At 39.7% G+C, this 22720-nt stretch carries 16 protein-coding genes; 15 read left to right on the forward strand and 1 reads right to left on the reverse strand.

Annotated elements, in window-relative coordinates; translation table 11 throughout:
* The first annotated feature begins 31 nt into the window (after positions 1 to 31).
* From AC4D4B_RS18580 to rlmD, 15 genes are all read left to right on the forward strand, one after another.
* A complete protein-coding gene (locus AC4D4B_RS18580; RefSeq protein WP_490997241.1) occupies positions 32 to 1063 on the forward strand; it encodes a DUF3048 domain-containing protein in 1032 nt (343 codons plus the stop codon).
* Positions 1064 to 1078: 15 nt separating this feature from the next.
* The gene (locus tag AC4D4B_RS18585) at positions 1079 to 1378 is read left to right on the forward strand and encodes a YerC/YecD family TrpR-related protein (RefSeq protein ID WP_066108496.1); all 300 of its coding nucleotides are present in this window, start codon (positions 1079 to 1081) and stop codon (positions 1376 to 1378) included.
* Between the two features lie 236 nt (positions 1379 to 1614).
* Entirely contained in the window at positions 1615 to 2307 is a 693-nt protein-coding gene (gene pcrB / locus AC4D4B_RS18590) for a heptaprenylglyceryl phosphate synthase (protein WP_490997240.1), read from the forward strand.
* A 64-nt stretch (positions 2308 to 2371) separates the two neighbouring features.
* Entirely contained in the window at positions 2372 to 4645 is a 2274-nt protein-coding gene (pcrA, locus tag AC4D4B_RS18595) for a DNA helicase PcrA (protein ID WP_490997239.1), read from the forward strand.
* A gap of 37 nt (positions 4646 to 4682) precedes the next feature.
* The gene (gene ligA, locus AC4D4B_RS18600) at positions 4683 to 6698 is read left to right on the forward strand and encodes an NAD-dependent DNA ligase LigA (protein ID WP_490997238.1); all 2016 of its coding nucleotides are present in this window, start codon (positions 4683 to 4685) and stop codon (positions 6696 to 6698) included.
* Positions 6699 to 6708: 10 nt separating this feature from the next.
* Complete coding sequence (locus AC4D4B_RS18605; protein ID WP_490997237.1) at positions 6709 to 7887, forward strand: CamS family sex pheromone protein; 1179 nt, start codon at positions 6709 to 6711, stop codon at positions 7885 to 7887.
* Positions 7888 to 8042: 155 nt separating this feature from the next.
* On the forward strand, positions 8043 to 9590 hold the full coding sequence (gene pruA / locus AC4D4B_RS18610) for an L-glutamate gamma-semialdehyde dehydrogenase (protein WP_490997236.1): 1548 nt from the start codon (positions 8043 to 8045) through the stop codon (positions 9588 to 9590).
* Positions 9591 to 10203: 613 nt separating this feature from the next.
* The gene (gene aceB, locus AC4D4B_RS18615) at positions 10204 to 11793 is read left to right on the forward strand and encodes a malate synthase A (protein WP_491000756.1); all 1590 of its coding nucleotides are present in this window, start codon (positions 10204 to 10206) and stop codon (positions 11791 to 11793) included.
* Between the two features lie 42 nt (positions 11794 to 11835).
* Complete coding sequence (gene aceA / locus AC4D4B_RS18620; RefSeq protein WP_490997234.1) at positions 11836 to 13113, forward strand: isocitrate lyase; 1278 nt, start codon at positions 11836 to 11838, stop codon at positions 13111 to 13113.
* Between the two features lie 448 nt (positions 13114 to 13561).
* Positions 13562 to 13852, forward strand: coding sequence for an Asp-tRNA(Asn)/Glu-tRNA(Gln) amidotransferase subunit GatC (gatC, locus tag AC4D4B_RS18625; protein ID WP_490997233.1), 291 nt, complete (start codon positions 13562 to 13564; stop codon positions 13850 to 13852).
* A 16-nt stretch (positions 13853 to 13868) separates the two neighbouring features.
* Positions 13869 to 15338 (forward strand): Asp-tRNA(Asn)/Glu-tRNA(Gln) amidotransferase subunit GatA, encoded by a 1470-nt coding sequence (gene gatA, locus AC4D4B_RS18630; RefSeq protein WP_490997232.1) that lies wholly within the window; start codon positions 13869 to 13871, stop codon positions 15336 to 15338.
* On the forward strand, positions 15339 to 16769 hold the full coding sequence (gatB, locus tag AC4D4B_RS18635) for an Asp-tRNA(Asn)/Glu-tRNA(Gln) amidotransferase subunit GatB (RefSeq protein ID WP_491000757.1): 1431 nt from the start codon (positions 15339 to 15341) through the stop codon (positions 16767 to 16769). It abuts the gene before it with no gap.
* Positions 16770 to 16996: 227 nt separating this feature from the next.
* Positions 16997 to 19159 (forward strand): GDYXXLXY domain-containing protein, encoded by a 2163-nt coding sequence (locus AC4D4B_RS18640; protein ID WP_491000758.1) that lies wholly within the window; start codon positions 16997 to 16999, stop codon positions 19157 to 19159.
* 96 nt (positions 19160 to 19255) lie between these two features.
* On the forward strand, positions 19256 to 20236 hold the full coding sequence (locus AC4D4B_RS18645; protein ID WP_490997229.1) for a diacylglycerol kinase: 981 nt from the start codon (positions 19256 to 19258) through the stop codon (positions 20234 to 20236).
* 240 nt (positions 20237 to 20476) lie between these two features.
* On the forward strand, positions 20477 to 21853 hold the full coding sequence (rlmD, locus tag AC4D4B_RS18650; protein WP_491000759.1) for a 23S rRNA (uracil(1939)-C(5))-methyltransferase RlmD: 1377 nt from the start codon (positions 20477 to 20479) through the stop codon (positions 21851 to 21853).
* A 34-nt stretch (positions 21854 to 21887) separates the two neighbouring features.
* Here the strand turns inward: rlmD and AC4D4B_RS18655 are convergent, their stop codons facing one another.
* A complete protein-coding gene (locus AC4D4B_RS18655) occupies positions 21888 to 22538 on the reverse strand; it encodes a recombinase zinc beta ribbon domain-containing protein (RefSeq protein WP_490997227.1) in 651 nt (216 codons plus the stop codon).
* Positions 22539 to 22720: the final 182 nt, after the last annotated feature.

A 22720-nucleotide genomic window follows, 5' to 3' on the forward strand; every position in this document is an offset into this window, starting at 1 on the left:
GGGGCAATTTCACTTTTAAGGGGTGTAGGGCATGTTGAGGAAAGCTGGGTTCATGGTGGCTTTAGTTTTTGTCCTTCTGGCAGGATGTTCAGGGAATAAGGAAGAAACCATTATTGATAAACCTCAAACTGATAAAGAAGAGGTAGCTGCCAAGCCGGTGAATACGTATCCGTTAACGGGTGTGGGAACGGACGAAGAGGTCAACCACAGGGCTGTATCGGTTATGGTCAATAATCATCCCAAAGCAAGGCCTCAGTCTGGGCTATCTAAAGCAGATGTCGTATATGAGGTTTTAGCTGAAAGTAAAATAACTAGGTTTTTGGCTATTTACCAAAGCGAATTTCCCGAAAACATTGGACCAATTAGAAGCGCGAGAGATTATTATATAGAGCTTGCCAAAGGATATGAAAGCCTGTATATTTTTCATGGCTGGAGTCCTGATGCGAAAAAACTGATTCAATCTGATTATATAGACCATTTGAATGGACTTAACTATGATGGGACACTCTTCAAACGATCTACTGATCGAAAAGCGCCACATAACTCCTATATCACCTATGAAAATATCTTAGAGGGTGCACAAAAAGAAGGATATTCAATGGAAGAGAACACCCCGGCTTATAGCTTTTTTTCCGACGATGAAACAGGATTAATTTCCGGTGAGGAGTTTAAAGTTGCTACTCTATCTTATGGATCTGCAGATTATGATGTGACCTATAAGTATGATTCGGCCAGTGAAAAGTATACACGCCATACAGCGGGAGTACGCACGGAGGATCAAGATACGAAAGATCCCGTTCTACTGGATAATATCCTTATTGTTGAAGCTATTCATAAGGTAATTGATGATAAAGGCCGCAGAAGTATTGATTTAACTGCGGGCGGAGATGCATACTTACTGCAAAAAGGTAAACGCTTGGAGATTCAATGGGAAAGTAAAGATGGTCGAATTGTACCTGTATCCGGTGAAACGGAAGTAAAACTGGTGCAGGGGAAAACATGGATTAATATTATTCCGGATCAACCGGGCTTAAATAATAGTGTCACACTCTCAAATGATTAGGAGGAACCTGGATATATGCAAATTAACAAACTAAAAGGGAAAGAGTTGGATCAATTATTCAACGCGATATTATCCTTGAAAGATCTCGATGAATGTTATCGTTTCTTTGATGATTTATGTACGGTGAATGAAATACAATCTCTTGCCCAACGCCTCGAGGTTGCCCGAATGCTTGAAGAAGGAAAAACGTATCATATGATTGAAACTGAAACCGGAGCAAGCACTGCAACTATTTCAAGGGTTAAACGTTGTCTGAATTACGGGAATGATGCGTACTCAATGGCACTGGGAAGATTAAAAGAAGATAATGCCTGAAATAAATAAAAGCAAGCAGACCGCGTGGAATATGCACATCGGTTGCTTGCTTTTTTATATGTACTCAGGCTGGGAACGTATCTTCTAATTTTCAATTAAGTAGGAGCGCATCAGGGTAAAGCACATATTTATAACCGGTTAGATAACAGTTGTGCATATGAATTTTCTAACTCTTTGGGAACTCTAAAAGGAATGCTATAATGGTTAAATGGAAATTAGAATGGGGGCTGTTTTGCATGTACGATTTTCGCGAGTGGAAACATGTGTTTAAACTCGATCCTAATAAAGAAATTTCAGATGAAGCACTCGAAAAGGTTTGTGAATCGGGTACGGATGCTATTATTGTCGGAGGAACAGATGGTGTTACATTAGAAAATGTTCTGGACTTAATGGCCCGCGTTAGGCGTTATACATTGCCTTGTGTGCTTGAGGTATCAAATATAGAATCCATAACCCCGGGATTTGATTTGTATTTTATACCATCTGTTTTAAATAGCAGGAATCCGGATTGGATTCTTGGTTTGCATAAAGAAGCAATTAAAGAATTTGGCCACATGATTAATTGGGACGAAATGTATGTGGAAGGGTATTGCATCATGAATGCTGATTGTAAGGCAGCAGACTTGACGGATGCCAATACCGATTTGACGGAAGAAGATGCGGTAGCCTATGCCCTTGTGGCAGAAAAAGTATTACATTTGCCTATCTTTTATTTGGAATATAGCGGAAAGTATGGGGATCCAGCACTTGTCAAAACCGTTAAAAATACATTGATGAATACAACGCTATTTTACGGCGGAGGAATTACAAGCATCGAAAAAGCAGAGGAAATGTCTAGCCTGTCGGATGTAATCGTAGTCGGAAACCTCGTCTATGAGGATTTAAAAACGGCTCTCTTGACAGTAGATTCTGCCAAAAAGAATAAATAAAATTGTCGTTAAAGCCATTGGATAGAGTATAATAAGAACAAATGTTCGTTAGGGTGGTGTCATAATGCAGTTCTTAACAGATCGACTGTTAACGGGATTAAATAATAAACAAAAAGAGGCTGTACAAGCTACGGATGGACCTTTGCTAATTATGGCCGGAGCGGGCAGTGGGAAGACAAAGGTACTTACCCACCGCATCGCCTTTCTAATTGTAGAAAAAGAAGTAGCACCATGGAATATTCTTGCCATTACGTTTACCAATAAGGCGGCAAGAGAGATGAAGGAAAGGATTCAGGGAATCCTTGGCGGCGCTGCCGAAGATATTTGGATTTCTACTTTCCACTCAATGTGCGTGCGAATCCTGCGCCGTGATATTGACCGAATTGGTATGAATCGAAATTTCTCGATTCTGGATCCGGGTGATCAGCAAACGGTTATAAAGCAAATCATGAAAGAAAAGAATATTGATACGAAGAAATTCGATCCTAAGACGATTCTTGGATCCATTTCCTCTGCCAAAAATGAATTAATCAACTATGAGGAATTTGCAAACAGTGCAGGCAATTATTATGAGCAAACGGTAGCTGATCTATATACAGAGTATCAGAAGAGACTCCGTAAAAATCAGGCATTGGACTTTGATGATTTGATCATGAAGACATTTGAACTTTTTGATAAGGTTCCGGAAGTACTAGAATTCTATCAAAGAAAGTTCCAATATATTCACGTGGATGAGTATCAGGATACGAACCGTGCACAATATATGCTTGTAAAGAAATTGGCACAGCGTTTTAAAAACCTATGTGTAGTTGGTGATTCCGATCAGTCCATCTATCGCTGGCGTGGTGCTGATATTGCCAACATTCTATCCTTTGAAAAGGATTACCCTGATGCCAATGTTATTTTACTTGAGCAGAATTACCGCTCCTCAAAACGAATTTTAGCGGCTGCCAATGGAGTCATTAACAACAACCTGAATCGCAAGGAAAAGAATTTATGGACAGAAAACCTGGAAGGGAATAAGTTGGCATATTACCGTGCGGACAGCGAACAAGGTGAAGCACAGTTCGTTGCAGGAAAGATTAAAGAGCTGACAGAACAGCAAGGGAAAAAGCTATCTGATATTGCCATTTTGTACCGTACGAATGCTCAGTCAAGGGTAATGGAGGAAGTTCTGCTGAAATCCAATATTCCATACACGATTGTTGGCGGTATTAAGTTCTATGATCGTAAGGAGATCAAAGATATTCTTGCTTATCTGCGTCTCATCGCCAATCCAGACGATGATATCAGCTTGCGCAGAGTCATCAATGTTCCAAAGCGTGGAGTTGGAGCAAGCTCGGTTGACAAAATTGCTAATTATGCCGCTGATCACGATATATCTATGTATCAGGCTATGATGGAGCTTGAATTTATTGGACTTAGCGGTAAAGCTTATAATGGGGCTGCTGAATTCAGGGACCTAATTAAAAACTATACGCAGATGCAGGAATTCCTGTCTGTTACAGAATTAATAGAAGAGGTTATTGAAAAATCAGGGTATCGAAAATCGTTGGAAATTGAGAAGACAATTGAAGCAGAAACACGCCTGGAGAATATTGATGAGTTTTTATCTGTTACGAAAAACTTTGAAAAGGGCAGTGATGATAAGAGCTTGGTTGCCTTCCTAACAGACCTCGCTCTCGTTGCGGACATTGACCGTATGGATGAGGACGAAGCTGTGACAGATGGCGTTGTATTAATGACACTTCACTCGGCAAAAGGGCTGGAATTCCCTGCTGTATTCCTGATTGGACTTGAAGAAGGTGTCTTCCCGCATAGCCGTGCCTTAATGGAAGAAGCGGAAATGGAAGAGGAACGACGTCTTGCTTATGTTGGGATTACACGGGCTGAACGTGAATTGTTTATTACAAATGCACAGATGCGTACATTATATGGACGTACCAATCTGAATCCTGTTTCTCGCTTTATTAAAGAAATTCCACAGGATTTAATTGAACCGTTAAATCCGCCTGAAGAGCAAAGGCAGTCAAGACCTTCCTTTATGCAGTCAGGTTCAGGTACAAGAACTAGAACGGGTATAAATGGTACCGGTATTAGCAATTCAGGAGTCAATGGTGCAGCAAGACCAAAAACTGTCGGGAGATCAATGATGAATGAGTCCGGCGGAGAAAAACTTGACTGGCAGGTTGGCGATAAAGCGGCCCATGGTAAATGGGGCGTTGGTACAGTTGTCAGCGTAAAAGGAAGCGGGGACGGTTTGGAGCTGGATATTGCATTCCCATCTATGGGCATCAAACGACTCCTTGCCAAATTTGCACCAATCACAAAACAATAGTCCGCAAGAGAAACATTGAGTAGAGAGGGCTGAAAATATGGATATAAAAGAAGCGCAAAAACGAGTGGCTGAGCTTCAATCACTATTAAACCAATATGGATATGAATATTATGTTCTCGACCAGCCATCAGTTTCTGATTCTGTATATGATCAAACATACAAAGAGTTGGTGGAATTAGAGGGTCTATATCCGGAACTGCAAACTCCGGATTCACCTACTCAAAGAGTTGGTGGACAAGTTCTCGATACGTTTGCAAAAGTGGAACATATTACACCGATGCTAAGTCTTGGTAACGCCTTTAACGAAAGTGATTTGCGTGATTTTGACCGCCGAGTAAATTCAGGACTTGGTACAGACCGTTATTCTTATATATGTGAATTAAAAATAGATGGATTGGCGGTTTCCCTGCGTTATGAAGAAGGACTGTTTGTTAAAGGAGCTACAAGAGGAAATGGAACAATTGGTGAGGATATTACGGCTAATCTTAAAACCATTCGTTCCATCCCACTCCGATTGAATGAACCAGTTACATTTGAAGTACGCGGTGAGGCATATATGCCAAAGAAATCGTTTGTTTCCTTAAATGCAAAGAAGGAAGAAAATGGGGAAGAACCATTTGCCAATCCACGAAATGCAGCAGCAGGATCCTTGCGTCAGCTTGATCCGCGCATAGCTGCTTCGCGAAATTTGGATATTTTCCTTTATGGGATTGGAGAAACAGGAGAAACGGGTGTTGAATCCCATGGAGAAGGACTTGACTTTCTTCAAAAATTAGGACTGAAAACCAATCCGCATCGCAGAAGATGTGCTACGATTGAAGATGTATTAGAGTATATTGAGGAATGGTCAGCCAAAAGGCCTGAGCTTGATTATGATATTGATGGAATCGTCATCAAAGTCGATTCACTTTCTCAACAAGAGGAATTAGGATATACTGCAAAAAGTCCAAGATGGGCGATTGCTTATAAATTCCCTGCAGAGGAAGTCATCACTATTCTTCGCGATATTGAATTGACTGTCGGACGTACAGGCGTTATTACGCCAACCGCCTTATTGGACCCAGTAAGAGTAGCAGGTACAACAGTTAAACGAGCTTCACTTCATAATGAGGACCTAATCCGTGAAAAAGATATTCGTCTTGGAGACCATGTTGTCGTGAAAAAAGCTGGAGATATTATTCCAGAGGTAGTCAATGTCCTGTTTGAAAAGCGAACAGGGGAAGAAAAGGAATTTCATATGCCAACGCATTGCCCTGATTGCGGTAGTGAGCTTGTTCGTTTGGAAGGAGAGGTAGCTCTGCGCTGCATCAATCCAAAGTGTCCAGCCCAGATTAAAGAGGGGATGATTCACTTTGTTTCACGAAATGCCATGAATATTGATGGCCTGGGTGAAAAAGTTATCATTCAATTATTCGATGAATCGTTAATTAAGGATGTAGCGGACATATATAAATTGACATATGACCAGCTGATCAATTTGGAGCGTATGGGAGATAAATCAGCGAACAATCTTTTGAACGCTATTGAAGCTTCTAAGAGCAACTCGTTGGAGCGTCTTTTATTTGGACTGGGAATCCGTCATGTTGGTGCTAAGGCTGCCAGAATTCTCGCAGAAGAATTTGAAGACATGGGTCGTCTAATGTCTGCAAATGTAGCTGAATTGACAGCTATCAATGAAATTGGGGACAAAATGGCTGATGCGGTTGTGACTTATTTTAATCAGGAAGAATGCCAGCAATTGATCAATGAATTAAAAAATGCTGGGGTTAATATGCTCTATAAAGGTAAAAAGAAAAATATAGCTGAGGCTACAGATAGTTATTTTTCTGGAAAAACCATCGTACTTACAGGAAAGATGGAAAAGTACGGACGAACTGAAGCAAAAGAGTTGATTGAAGCTTTAGGTGGAACGGTAACAGGTAGCGTAAGTAAAAAGACAGATTTAGTAATAGCCGGGGAAGATGCCGGATCAAAATTAAAAAAAGCCCAGGATTTAGGAATTGAAATATGGGATGAAAGCAATTTACTGGAAGAACTGGGCAAGCAGGGATAGAGGTGTAGGGATGAAGCGTTTGATAGCAATAACCATGGTACTGGCATTAATGCTTGTAGGCTGCGCACCACAATTTGATAAGGATGAGGTAGTAGAGGATAATACCGAGAAAGATTCTAAGAAGGAGTCTTCCATTATTCCCGAATATCAAATATCCGATAATTATTATCAAACGATGCTGCCTTATCAGATAAGCAGTTCCAGAGGTCTTGTGGTTTCAAGCATTAATACGCGACTTGATTTGGAAGAGTTTGAAACAGGGCTGATGAGATTATCTCATGACCCATTCCCAACAGAGGAATATATTTTTAGAGAAGGTCAGTTATTGGACACGAAAACAATTAAAAGCTGGCTGAATCGTAAATATACAAAAGGGCAGCTGAAAGAGAACAAACTGGCTGCTGAGGACAACGTTGGCTTAAACCCTCTAGATGATGGGAAGGGTGATATTGAGGAAAGATATGAGAAAAATCCAGAATATCTTGCCCATATTTTAGAGCATGATTATCTAATCAAAACAGATGATAATAAAGTTGAGTTGGGCGGCATTTCGATAGGGCTTGCCTTTAACTCAGTATTTTATTATCAAAAGGAAAAGTACGGGGAAACGTACGAGATTAAAATTGATGAAGATAAACTGCTCGAAGAAGGTCAAAAAATTGCAGCTGAAGTTGTGAAACGAATTAGAACGATGGAGGGCGGAGAAACCGTTCCGATTATGGTTGCTTTATTTGAACAAGGAAGCAAGGATGCGGTTGTGCCTGGGAATTTTATTTCTTATACAAAAGTAGGAGAGAAAAGTAATAAGATTTCCAAATGGACTAACGTACAAGAAGAGTATTATCTATTCCCATCCAATAAAGCAACAAAGGATTTCCGTGATGATGCGACGACTTTTGCTAATTTTAAGCAGGATGTTGAAGAATACTTCCCTAATTTTAATGGAGTAATTGGGAAAGCCTTTTATGTGAATAAAGAATTGCAAAAGCTGACCATCTCTATAGATATGCAGTTTTACGGAAAAACAGAGGTTATTGGATTTACACAATATGTGGCTGGATTGGTGAAATCAAGTTTCCCTGAATATTTATCGGTGGAGACAAAAATTGCATCTTCCAATGGACAGGAATCACTCATTGTGAAAAAGGCAAATTCCAAAGAACCAGATGTATATATATATAATGAATAAACTAAGCTACCCTTTGTGGTAGCTTTTTTTGTAGATATAGATTTGTAATTAGTTTCTTGTGAAGATTTTGAATATAAATTATATTAGATGACTTACAAGCTTCCAATAGAGTAGAATAAAAAGGGGTTAGTACAGAAATATAGGGAGGGAATCAAATGGTACAAGCATATAAGCACGAACCACTTACTGATTTTTCTGTAAGCGAAAACAAAAAAGCGTTTAAGGATGCTTTGGGATTAGTAGATAGCTATCTTGGCAAGGAATATGATTTGATTATCGGTGGAGAAAGAGTATCTACAGATGATAAAATTGTTTCTATTAGCCCATCAGATAAAGAAGTAGTAGTAGGCCGCGTTTCCAAGGCAAATAAAGACCTAGCAGAAAAGGCAATGCAGGAGGCACTGAAAGCTTACAAGACTTGGAGTAAAACGAAACCTGAAGTGCGTGCAGATGTTTTATTTAAAGCAGCTGCCATTATTCGCCGCAGAAAGCATGAATTTTCTGCCATTATGGTAAGAGAAGCGGGAAAACCATGGGTTGAAGCGGATGCTGATACAGCTGAAGCGATTGATTTCCTTGAGTACTATGCTAGACAAATGTTGAAATTAAAGAATGGACAGCCGGTACAAAGCCGTCCTAATGAATATAATAGATATGACTACATACCACTGGGAGTGGGAATTATTATTTCCCCATGGAACTTCCCATTTGCGATTATGGCAGGTACATGCGTAGCAGCTGTTGTTACGGGTAATACAGTATTGCTAAAACCAGCTTCCACAACACCAGTCGTGGCTGCTAAGTTCGTAGAGGTTATGGAAGAGGCGGGTCTTCCTGCAGGTGTTATTAACTTTGTACCTGGAAGTGGAAGTGAAGTGGGAGACTATCTTGTTGATCATCCGCAAACTCGCTTTGTTAGCTTCACAGGTTCCCGTGAAGTTGGAACAAGGATTTACGAGAGAGCTTCTAAGGTACAGGAAGGCCAAATTTGGCTGAAGCGTGTAATCGCTGAAATGGGCGGTAAAGATACAATTGTTGTAGATTCAGATGCTGATCTTGAATTGGCTGCCAAGTCAATCGTTGCGTCGGCTTTTGGATTTGCCGGACAAAAATGCTCTGCTTGTTCAAGAGCTGTCATTGTAGAAGATGTGTATGATAGAGTGCTGGACAGAGCGATTGAATTAACAAAAGAACTGACTGTAGGAGATCCAACTGATTCTGCCACATTTATGGGACCAGTCGTGGATGCTTCTGCATTCAAGAAAATTACCGAGTATATTGAAATTGGCAAAAATGAGGGCCGCCTTATGACAGGCGGAGAATCGGATGATTCCAAAGGATTCTTTGTTCAACCGACCATTATAGCCGATTTGGCACCTGATGCTCGCATTATGAAAGAAGAAATTTTCGGTCCTGTTGTAGCATTCAGCAAAGCTCGTAATTTTGATGAAGCAATTGAAATTGCTAATAATACAGATTACGGATTGACTGGCGCTGTAATTACTAGAAATCGTGCACACCAAGAAAAAGCACGTGAAGATTTCCATGTCGGAAACCTATACTTTAATAGAGGCTGTACAGGTGCGATTGTCGGCTACCAACCATTTGGCGGCTTCAATATGTCCGGTACAGATTCAAAAGCAGGCGGTCCTGACTACTTAACATTGCATATGCAAGCTAAAACTACATCTGAAACCTATTAAGATATAGCTTATATTAAAGCTCCTCTCCGATTGTTTTCGGTGGGGAGCTTTTTTATTAATAGGGGTAATAAGAGTCTATTAACATGAAAAAATGAATGAGAAGGAATCAACCGACTTTTTAACAAACTAGCAAAAATGTAAGCTTTCGAGTTTCCTAGTAAGAAAACAAAGGCTTTTAATTGAAATATGAGCGAAAGAGCACTTTATTGAGCGAATTTTAGCAGGAATTGAACGGACACTTTTTGGCCCCCTTATTCATTTGGACACAGAAACTTATGAGCTTTTATTGAGCTGAAATAGACCCTAATGAGTGATAATTATAGATTTTGAGCGATTGTTACGTTGATTGGAGCGAGATGAATCAGTCGTCCTATATTCCAGATTAAGCTACGAACATCAAAATATTTTATTGTCTATGAAATCCATACTATACCTATTATCTCTAATAGTACATTTCTCCTTAGTTTGTAAGGTGTTTTGCCCTATTTTATAAAATATGAAAAATTTTACTGCAAAATAGTTTGCAAAAACCACAAACTGTTATATAATACAAAATATAATAAATTTTCTGTTTTATAACAAAACATACAGGTAAAGGAAGTGGATGTCTTACATGGCAGTACAAACAAATGGAATCAATATTCTTGGAAAAATGGAGAATGGTTTTGATGAAATATTGACTCCGGAAGCTATTGAATTCATTGAGAATCTGGAAAGGCACTTTGGATCAAGGCGAAAGGAATTGCTTGAGCAGCGTACCAGACGTCAAGAAGAAATCGATAATGGTAAACTTCCAGATTTTTTGCCGGAGACAAAAAGTGTTCGTGAAGGTGATTGGACAATTGCACCTTTACCACAGGACCTACAGGATAGAAGAGTTGAAATTACAGGTCCTGTTGATCGAAAAATGGTGATTAATGCTTTAAATTCAGGCGCTAAATGCTTTATGGCTGATTTTGAAGACGCCAACTCCCCAACATGGAAAAACAATATCGAAGGCCATATTAATCTCCGCGATGCTGTAAACCGTACAATTACTTTTGAAAATCCAAACGGTAAAAAATATAAATTAAACGAAGAAACTGCTGTTCTCATCATTCGACCAAGAGGTTTTCATTTGGAAGAAAAAAATGTCACGTTGGAAGGACAGCCGATCTCCGGTGGACTTTTTGACTTTGGACTTTACTTCTTCCATAATGCAAAGACCTTACTCGAAAATGGAAGCGGTCCCTACTTTTACTTGCCTAAAATAGAGAGTCATCTGGAAGCGCGCTTATGGAATGACGTCTTCGTTTATGCACAAAATCACCTAGGTATTCCACAAGGTTCCATTAAAGCAACTGTCCTCATTGAAACCATCCTTGCAGCATTTGAAATGGATGAAATTCTGTATGAATTGAAGGATCATTCAGCCGGTTTAAACTGTGGAAGATGGGATTATATTTTCAGCTATCTGAAGAAATTCAGAAACCATGATTCTATCATTCTACCGGATCGATCTGTTGTCACAATGGCTGTGCCATTCATGTCTGCCTATTCCCAGTTGGCCATTAAAACCTGCCATAAACGGAATGCACCAGCTATTGGGGGCATGGCTGCGCAAATCCCAGTTAAAAATGATGAAAAAGCAAATGAAGAGGCCTTTGCCAAGGTAAAAGCTGATAAGGAACGCGAAGCGAAAAATGGCCATGATGGAACATGGGTCGCCCATCCTGCTCTTGTACCAGTGGCAAAGGAAGTATTTGACCACTATATGCCGAACCCGAACCAAATAGATAAAAAGCGTGACGATGTTCAGGTTAAAGCAACTGATCTCCTCGAGGTGCCGGAGGGCTCTATCACAGAGCAGGGTGTTCGGACTAATATTAATGTTGGAATTCAATATATTGAATCCTGGCTTAATGGAAGAGGGGCAGCTCCGATTAATAATCTGATGGAGGATGCAGCGACTGCTGAAATCTCCCGAGCTCAAGTGTGGCAATGGGTACGTCATCCTAGTGGAGTATTGGATGATGGACGCAAGATTGATCTGGAGATGTACAAAACATTAAAAGAAGAAGAGCTTGAAATGATTAAACAGGATCTTGGTGAAGAGCGTTTTACGAAGGGACGTTTCACCGAAGCAGCAGAGCTTTTTGATAAATTGATTATCAGCGATGAGTATTATGACTTCTTGACTTTACCTGCCTACGAAATTCTATAAAACAAATCATTAGGTTTCATATAAAAGGAGGAAGTACAAAAGATGAGAGAAGAACTGATTAAACAAATAGAGGCTGAGTGGAAAGATGAAAGATGGGAAGGAATTGAACGTTCTTATACAGCAGAAGATGTATTGAAACTGCGTGGTTCTATGCAAATTGAACATACTTTAGCAAGAAGAGGTTCTGAAAAGCTCTGGAATTACCTTAAAACAGAGGATTATATTAATGCGCTAGGTGCATTAACAGGTAATCAGGCTGTCCAACAGGTGAAAGCAGGATTAAAAGCGATTTACTTAAGCGGATGGCAAGTTGCTGCTGATGCGAATCTTTCCGGCAATATGTATCCTGACCAATCTTTATATCCAGCCAATAGCGTACCGGCTGTCGTAAAACGTATTAATCAGGCGCTTCAACGCGCGGATCAAATTCATTATTCAGAAGGCAAAGAAGATGTCGATTGGTTCCAACCGATTGTTGCTGACGCTGAAGCAGGCTTTGGCGGTCAGTTGAATTGTTTCGAACTGATGAAAGGTATGATTGAAGCAGGTGCAGCAGGTGTTCACTTTGAAGATCAGCTTTCTTCTGAAAAGAAATGCGGCCACTTGGGCGGTAAAGTACTTCTTCCAACGCAAACAGCAGTAAGAAACCTAATTGCAGCTCGTCTTGCTGCAGATGTAATGGGCGTTCCAACTATTCTGATTGCCCGTACGGATGCGGATGCAGCTGACTTAATCACAAGTGATATTGATCCTACGGATAAGGAATTTATTACAGGTGAAAGAACTCCTGAAGGATTCTATCGTACGAAAGCAGGCATTGATCAAGCAATCGCACGGGGACTTTCTTATGCACCATACGCAGATTTAATCTGGTGTGAAACATCTGAGCCAAATCTTGAGGATGCGAAGAAATTTGCCGATGCTATCCATGAAAAATATCCAAATAAAATGTTAGCCTATAACTGTTCGCCATCCTTCAACTGGAAGAAGAAATTGGATGATGAAACCATTGCAACCTTCCAAAAAGAAATCGCGAAAATGGGCTACAAATTCCAATTCGTTACACTTGCCGGATTCCATGCCCTGAATCATAGCATGTTTGAATTAGCAAGAGGATACAAAGAGCGCGGAATGGCTGCCTATTCTGAGCTGCAACAGAATGAATTTGCAAGCGAACAATATGGCTACACAGCAACAAGACATCAACGTGAAGTAGGAACTGGCTATTTTGATGAAGTGGCACAGGTTATTACCGGAGGAACTTCTTCTACAACGGCCCTGAAAGGATCTACGGAAGAAGAACAATTCCAGGAAGCCTAATATACAAATAAACAATGGGAAAAGGAATCTGAGATTTATTCAGATTCCTTTTTTTATCTGGAGAATGAAACTTCATTCTATTTAAATAACTAAATTATTTTCGGGAGATTCTGCTGACAAAAAAACAGGTCATGGGTGAAAAAAGGTTAAGTTCTATTTCGGGCCTTTGAAAGAAATGTATAAGTTGCTGGTCAAAAAAGGTAGATTGATTAATAAAAAGGGTGTGGTGTGTAGTATTTTATCAATAATTGAGATTAGGGGATATATCAAATCATGACAAACTTTTCCCGGGCAATAATTCGGTGAGCAGAGGAATAATTCCATCTTTCTTTATTTAATTGACTATAAGCTAGTTTCTGTGGTTAATTCCGATTGCTTTAACGCGCGAAAGTTTGGTATTATCATAATAATTGTATTTGGAGCACGTAGCAAAATGGAGGTGTATGAAATGACTCGCATTTCAAAAGAAGAAGTAAAGCATGTTGCTAATTTGGCAAGATTAGCTATTACAGAAGAAGAAACTGAAAAGTTACAAAAACAGTTGGATTCAATTATTACGTTTGCTGAACAATTGAATGAGTTAGATACTGAAAATATCGAACCTACTACACATGTTTTACATATGAAGAATGTCTTGAGAGAAGACAAGGCATCTAAAGGATTGCCTAGGGAAGAAGTACTGAAAAATGCTCCTGACCATCAAGATGGACAAATACGTGTACCGGGAATAATGGAGTAGTCAGGGAGGGGAAATCATGTCTTTATTTGATCGTAAAATAGCGGACTTGCATGAGTCGCTTCGTAAAAAGGAATTATCAGTAACAGATCTAGTTTCAGAATCATTTTCTAAAATAAAAAAAGTTGAAGACAATGTAAATGCATTTCTAACATTAAATGAGGAAAATGCATACAAAGAAGCTGAAAAACTGGATGAACAGCTAGTTTCCGGAGAAATCGGCGGTCCTTTATTTGGAATGCCAATTGGAATTAAAGATAATATTGTGACTAAGAATCTTCGCACGACCTGTGCCAGCAAGATCTTGGACAATTTTAACCCAATTTATGATGCAACAGTTGTAGAAAAGTTAAAACAAGAGCAAACCATCACAATTGGTAAGTTGAACATGGATGAATTCGCAATGGGTTCTTCCACAGAAAATTCAGGTTACAAAAAAACAGCTAATCCTTGGGATTTAGAACGAGTACCTGGAGGTTCTTCAGGTGGATCAGCGGCTGCGGTTGCAGCTGGTGAAGTCCCATTTAGCTTGGGATCGGATACAGGCGGTTCCATCCGTCAACCAGCTTCATTCTGCGGGGTTGTAGGGATGAAGCCGACATACGGACGTGTATCCCGTTATGGTTTAGTGGCGTTTGCTTCTTCGTTGGACCAAATTGGGCCAATCACGCGTAATGTAGAGGATAATGCCTATTTATTAAATGCCATAGCCGGACTGGATCCAATGGACGGAACTTCAGCGCATATTGAGGTGCCAGATTTTACAAAGGCATTAACCGGTGATGTAAAGGGGCTTAGGATTGCAGTACCGAAAGAATATCTTGGCGAAGGCGTGACTGAGGAAGTACGTCAATCAGTACTCGATTCATTGGCAGTTCTGGAGAAATTGGGAGCTACACATGAAGAGGTATCTCTGCCGCATTCTAAATATGCTCTGTCAGCGTATTATTTATTGTCTTCTTCTGAAGCATCTGCAAACCTTTCTCGTTTTGACGGTGTTCGTTATGGACACAGAACGGAAAATCCACAAAACTTACTCGAAATGTATAAGCAATCGAGAGCTGAGGGCTTTGGGGATGAAGTAAAAAGACGGATTATGCTTGGTACCTTTGCATTAAGCTCCGGTTACTATGATGCATACTACAAAAAAGCACAAAAAGTACGTACATTAATTAAACAGGATTTCGAAAACGTATTTGATCAGTATGATGTCATTGTAGGACCAACTACACCAACACCTGCATTTAAATTAGGTGAAAACACAAATGATCCGATGACGATGTATATGAATGATATTTTAACCATTCCTGTTAATCTTGCTGGAGTGCCGGGAATTTCCGTTCCTAATGGATTTAGTAAAGGTTTACCGCTTGGTTTGCAAATCATCGGGAAGCATTTTGACGAAAGCACGGTTTATAAAGTTGCTCATGCTTTTGAACAGGCGACAGATTTTCATAAACAAAAACCGTCTCTACAGGAGGTGGAGTAAATGAAATACGAAACAGTCATAGGGCTTGAGGTCCATGTTGAATTAAAAACAGAGTCCAAAATATTCTCATCCTCTCCGAACCAATTTGGAGCGGAGCCTAATACGAATACATCTGTCATTGATCTTGGATACCCAGGTGTATTGCCGGTATTAAACAAAAAAGCAGTCGAATTTGCGATGAAGGCAGCAATGGCACTGAACTGTGAAGTAGCGACTGATACAAAATTTGATCGTAAAAACTATTTCTATCCGGATAACCCGAAGGCTTATCAAATTTCACAGTTTGATAAACCGATTGGTGAAAATGGTTGGATTGAAATTGAGGTAAATGGTGAGAAGAAAAGAATCGGAATTACTCGTCTTCATTTAGAAGAAGATGCTGGGAAATTGACACATACTGCTGATGGCTATTCCTTGTGTGATTATAACAGGCAGGGAACACCGCTTATCGAGATTGTTTCTGAGCCGGATATCCGTACACCGGAGGAAGCTTATGCATACCTCGATAAACTAAAAACCATTATTCAGTACACAGGTGTGTCCGATTGTAAGATGGAAGAAGGAAGCTTACGCTGTGATGCGAATATTTCCTTACGCCTATATGGTCAGGAAGAGTTCGGTACGAAGACGGAATTGAAGAACTTAAACTCCTTCAACTTTGTTCGTAAAGGACTTGAGTTTGAACAACAAAGACAAGCCGAAGTACTTAATGAAGGCGGAGAAATTCAGCAGGAAACTCGCAGATTTGATGAAGCAACTGGGGCAACTCTTTTAATGCGTGTTAAAGAAGGTTCTGATGATTATCGTTATTTCCCTGAACCGGATTTAGTTGAATTATATATCGATGATGAATGGAAAAACCGTGTGCGTGCAGAGATTCCTGAATTGCCGGATGCACGAATCAAGCGTTATACAGAAGAGTTCGGACTGCCGGCATATGATGCGGGTGTGCTAACTGTAACAAGAGAAACAGCCGATTTCTTTGAAGCAACAACAGCTGCCGGGGCAGAACCTAAGCAGGCTTCCAACTGGATTATGGGTGAGCTTTCAGCTTACTTAAAAACATCTCAAAAAGAACTGCATGACACGGCTCTTACTCCAGATGGACTAGCGGGATTAATCAAGTTGATTACGGATGGTACAATCTCTTCGAAAATTGCTAAAACTGTATTTAAAGAATTAGTGGAGCATGGAGGAAATCCTGAAACGATTGTGAAGGAAAAAGGTCTTGTGCAGATTTCTGACGAGGGTGCCTTACGTACAATCGTCACAGAGATATTGGATAAGAATCCTCAATCTATTGATGACTTTAAAAATGGTAAGCAAAAAGCGGTTGGATTCCTTGTTGGACAAATGATGAAAGCAACAAAAGGCCAAGCCAACCCGCAAATGGTCAATAAATTGATTATGGAAGAGCTTCAAAAAAGATAAATGAAAACTGAAAGCCTCCCTCATGTATGGGGGCTTTTTAAGTATAACTGGAAAGTCGACAGTCTTTGTCGGCTTTTTTTAGGTTCCTCTCTGTCGGAATGTTTGATATGGTAGATATATGCATATTTTCAGATTAGTCAGTTATTTAGGTATCAACAACTTTGATAAGGATAGGTTTTTTTGATAAATAGATAGAATATACATAATAGAGAGAAGGGGTGAAGAAATTGAGGCAAGAAAAGATGGTGAAAACAAGTTACCTGATTGGACTGCTCTTTGGGTTGAGTGCGATTATTTATTTTTTTGCGGCCAACTGGGGAGGAATGGACCGCTATGTGAAAATAGCATTAATCGTAATATTAATGCTTTTCTTTTACGTAGTAAGCTATGGATTTTCAAAATGGAAGCAGCATCAGCAGGAGGTGGGAGCCTGGATATTCTGGGGAGGATCAATCGCTTTTGGAGTAGCGGTAGCACTTTTGGGGCAGGTATATAATTCACACGCTGATAGCTATACATTATTTTTAGTCTGGCTAATTCCCTCTGTTCTGTTAGCTGTGTTTACCCATTATCCGATATTTTTTGTTCAATCCTACATACTTTTGAATATAACAGTATACACGTATTTCTTTCCTTTAAATAGCTGGATAGAAAGGGGTGATACAGAGCACACATTGATTCTGCTGGGAATCATTATCTTAAACATTGCTTGTCTGTATGGCTTCTCAAAAAGAGGACCATGGCTTATTTCTTATTTATCCAGCGTCTGGATTCAGTTATTATCTATTGAACTGACTATCCGATGGACATCTATCTATTTATTTAATGAGGAGCATGCTTTTTCTTATGTCGGGATTGTTGCCTATCTGGCAGTTGCCCTCATTTCAGGCTGGATTTTCTATGACTATATGAATAAGAGACAGAATAAAGTGATTACTGTCATTATTTCTTTAGGAATTGCCATTAATCTTATTGCGCAATTTCTCATGGTTTCCTCATGGATAAATGGCTTCTTAGCTTATTTTGTTGGGTTACTTATTGCAGTCACTCTCATTATTTTTGGCTCTAAATGGCTGGCTAAACTCACTGCTTCCAAAACAAACGATAAAAATAACTTTCTCCCAACGCTTATTAAGCTAGTCTTTGTTTTCCTGGCAGTTTTACTTTTATCCTCCTCTTTAATCGGTATGCTTTATTTGTTTGGATTAGGAGAGGATATCGTGTGGTTAATGGTGAGTATGGTTATTCTCGTTCCGATTGGCAGTCATATTGCCAGGGAGCATTCTATTCTTCGATACACATTGATATTGACGGGGTTGCTTATTTCATCTTCGATTCTGTGGTATCACTCAAGCGTTGTTCTAATCATTTATTTACTCCTGATTGGCTATACAACCTGGCGTGAAAGAGAGAGAATCATATACCCATTGGGTTTAGGTGGAACGATTTATGGATTTGTACTCCTGCTTTATGAATTATTCTCAGGGATATCCGGTGAACTGGTCGTCATTCTATTGATTGCATTAACCTTTGGACTATACTTCTGGCTAAAAAATCCGTATACAAAAGGATGGAACCTGGTTGCAATTCTGACACTTTGGCTCATTCTGACATTTTCCTCAGAAAACAGTGTACTTTACTACCTTTACAATTTCAGTTATCTTTTCTTCCTGGTTTATTTTACGTATCGTGTTATGCATAAAAGAAATCACTGGCTAGAGTATGCTGCTGTTTTTTATCTGATCGGCTACCTCGGTTATAAATACTATGATTTATTTTGGACACTGCTCCATAAGTCGATTACCTTTGCAATTGTAGGAGCAATATTCTTCTCTATAGCGATTTATCTGGATAAGAAAACAGAAAGAAACAATAGCAGGGAGCGATTCGAATTTGTTTTGCGCAGTGTACGTAAATGGGTACCAATTGTATTCGTTCAGCTAATCATCCTGTTCGTAATTATTTTTCAGAAGGAAACAATCCTGCAGAATGGGACTGACATTGTCTTGAAGGTAGAGCCAGTTGACCCGCGTTCTATTTTGCAGGGAGATTATGTACAATTAACCTATAATATTAGCCAGATAGATTCCGATGAACGTTATGACCGTGTATATGTGCTTGTTGAAAAGGATTCAAGCGGGATTTATCAGATTAAAGAGATATATGATACTATAGAAGAAGCGAAAAAAGAAAAATCAGATGACCATCAAGTGATTGTTACAGGAAAAGCAAATGGAAATACGATTACCTATGGCATTGAGAATTTTTTCATTGAAGAAGGCACGGGGATAGAAGTAGAACAGGTTGCTAAATATGCAAATATAAAGGTCGGCAGTAATGGGGATGCCATTTTGATCAGCGTGTCATCAAATATACCCGAAGATAAGTAAAATTAGCAATTGTTTTATCACGGATGTATAATAGTAGAGGTATTTTTTTAACAGATATATTAACTCCGAATTTGTAATATAGGATGATGATTGATTATGAAAAAGGCAAGGATAATATACAATCCTACCTCCGGGAAAGAAGCGTTTAAAAGACAGTTACCTGAGGTTTTGGAAATTTTAGAGAAGGCTGGATATGAAGCTTCCTGTCATGCAACTACTGGAGCGGGCGATGCGACAAGAGCGGCACAAATTGCTGTGGAAAGGCGCTATGACGTGGTTATTGCAGCTGGTGGAGATGGAACGATATACGAAGTGGTGAATGGGTTGGCCGAACAGGAATACCGACCTAAATTGGGAATTATCCCAGTAGGGACCACAAATGATTTTGCTCGCGCCTTACGTATATCAACGAAATCGATACTTGAAGCTGCTGAAACGATTGCAGAAGGGCTTACGATTCCAATTGATATTGGAAAAATGGATAATCGTTATTTCATTAATATAGCAGCTGGTGGACGCTTAACCGAGCTTTCATATGAAGTGCCGAGCAAGCTGAAAACCAGACTGGGACAGCTGGCATATTATATGAAAGGATTGGAAATGTTGCTGCCGTCTCTTAAGGCAACTCAGATGTCAATCGAGTATGACGGCAAACTATTTGAAGGTGATGCGATGCTATTCCTTGTTGCCAACACAAACTCAGTTGGTGGTTTTGAAAGGTTGGCACCAGATGCTTCCCTCAATGATGGTATGTTTACATTGTTAATTTTAAAGAAAATTAACCTGCCAGATTTTGTACGAATCGCAGCGTTAGCTTTACGCGGAGAGCATATTCATGACCCATCCGTGATTTATGTGAAGGCGAACCGCATTAAAGTGCATTCATCTGAAAAGCTGCAGTTAAATTTAGATGGAGAGTTTGGCGGTTTGGCACCTGCGGAATTTGTTAACCTCTATCGTCATTTGGATGTATTCGTGCCGGAAGGCGTACACGAAAAGCAGAAAATAACAGATCGGCATATACTTGTTTCTGACGATGCTGTATTTGATAAGCCAGATTTAGACCAACTTCTTTAAGAGGTTGGTTTTTTTATCCCGTTCAAGCTGGTGCTAACACCTCCATTAAATGTAAGCAGAAGTATAAATTGGAGGATAAACGTCAGCAAGAACCCGACAGGTTCAACTAATCCGAAAGAGGAGCTGGATGAAAACCCATTTAACAAAGTTTCACTTAATGGTAAAATCCATGGATTATCTGTCTGTCCTGTTTTATGATACAATCATGAGTACTCAATAAAAAATCGAGGTTAGCAAAGAATGACTGAAAAGAAAAAAGCGCCAATTCAAAAAAATGATTATATAGATGTTGTATTTGAGGATCTGACTCATGAAGGCTCCGGAGTTGCAAAGGTAGAAGGATATCCTATTTTTGTTCCGTTTGGTTTACCGGGAGAAAAAGCTCGTATTAAAGTGACCAAAATTAATAAAGGCTATGCCTTTGGCCGCTTGATGGAGCTTGTGGAAGAAAGTCCTGACAGAGTAGAGCCACCGTGTCCGATTTATCGCCAATGCGGCGGCTGTCAGCTTCAGCATTTATCCTATGAAGGCCAGCTGAAGGCAAAGGAAAAAATGGTTCGGGAAATTATGGCGAGAATCGGAAAACTGCCTGATGTACCGGTCCATCCAGTACTTGGTATGGAGCAGCCATGGAACTATCGTAATAAAGCCCAGGTACCTGTTGGAGAAATGGAAGGTGGTCTGGTTGCCGGCTTTTATGCTAAACGTTCCCATGAAATTATTAATATGGATGAATGTCTAATCCAGGTGACTGAAAATGACGATACTATCAGGACCGTAAAAATGATTTGCGAAAAGTATCGTATCCGTGCCTATGATGAACGAAATCATAAAGGATTGCTTCGTCATATTATGGTACGTCATGGACAGGTTACTGGTGAAATTATGGTCGTACTTGTAACAAGAACACCTGAGCTTCCGCATGCTAGAGAAATCATTAAAGAGATTATTGATGCAGTTCCTGGTGTGAAATCCATTATTCAGAATGTGAATTCCTTGAAAACAAACGTTATTCTCGGGTCGAAAACAACTGTATTATGGGGAGCGGAAGTAATCTATGATTATATCGGTGATGTTAAATTTGCCATCTCTCCGCGCTCCTTCTATCAAGTGAATCCTACGCAGACGAAGGTTCTCTATGATAAGACGCTGGAGTATGCGAACCTATCAGGCAACGAAACGGTTATTGATGCTTATTGCGGAATCGGTACAATTTCCTTGTTTTTAGCACAAAAGGCGAAAAAGGTATATGGAGTCGAAATCGTCCCAGAAGCAATCGAAGACGCCAAAAAGAATGCAGAGCTAAACGGCATAACCAATGTCGACTTTGCAGTAGGCAGTGCTGAAACTGTCATCCCGGCCTGGTACGAAGAAGGCATCACAGCAGACGTATTAGTTGTTGATCCACCACGTAAAGGCTGTGACGAAAATCTCTTAAACACCATCGCAGAAATGAAGCCGAAAAAAGTCGTCTATGTCTCCTGCAACCCAGCGACATTAGCGCGTGACTTAATGTATTTGGAGGAGCATGGCTATCAAACGGTGGAAGTACAGCCTGTGGATATGTTCCCGCAGACAATGCACGTGGAGTGTATCTCGCAACTCATTTTAAAATAAGGCAGTAAGCCCTCTAAATTGGGGGCACTGCCTTTTATGTTTCTTGTAAAGGATTTACGAAATTATACTTAATCCGAATTTCTCCACCAGTGTTACAAGTGATTTTTTCTACTAAAGTGTGTAGGACCTGTGGAGTTAATTCTTTAAGTGATAGAAATTCCCTTAACTTATTAGCTATTTCGAGGGTGTAATTTTCCTCGGAACATTCATTAAGGTTCTCTAATAGTGTAGCTTTAGAGACTCCTAAATCCTCTATGTTTGTTTCGGTTAATTTTTTGAAGTCCATTAACTCATCCTTGGTAATGATACCTTCGGTATACAAATTGACATAATTCAATTTGTTTTGTCGTTGGTTATTAATTTGTGTTTCAACCTTTTGCAACTCATTTTGTAATTGCCGTTTCTTGCTGTTTAATTTATCAAGTAAATCCTTCAAATATGACTCTTCCTGAAAGGAATGAAATAGTGTTTGAAGATCCTCTTGGATTATATGTGCAAGATCTTTTTCTCGAACAACGGTCTTATTTTGGCAGAATGTATCTCCGTGTTTAATGTTTCCACCGCATCGATAGCCTTTTTGGTTAGCTTTAAACCACATACCTTTTTGACAATCTTCACAGAATAATGTGTTAGTGAAGAGGTGTTTTTGTGGGGCAGTAGATATTCGAGTACGGCTTTTCATCATTTTCTGGACTGCTTGAAAGGTTTCTCTTGATAGATTATGCAAGGAAGAGAGCATATACAATAAGAGGCTAAAAGGTTTACCGAAACTATTAGGGCGTTAATCTATGTGATCTGACCCAAGAAAGTTAGACACAAAAAATTAAGCAGCTTCTAAGATCTGAGTCCGGTATTCAACTGGACTTA

This window comes from Pradoshia sp. Z6_59, from assembly GCF_058267515.1.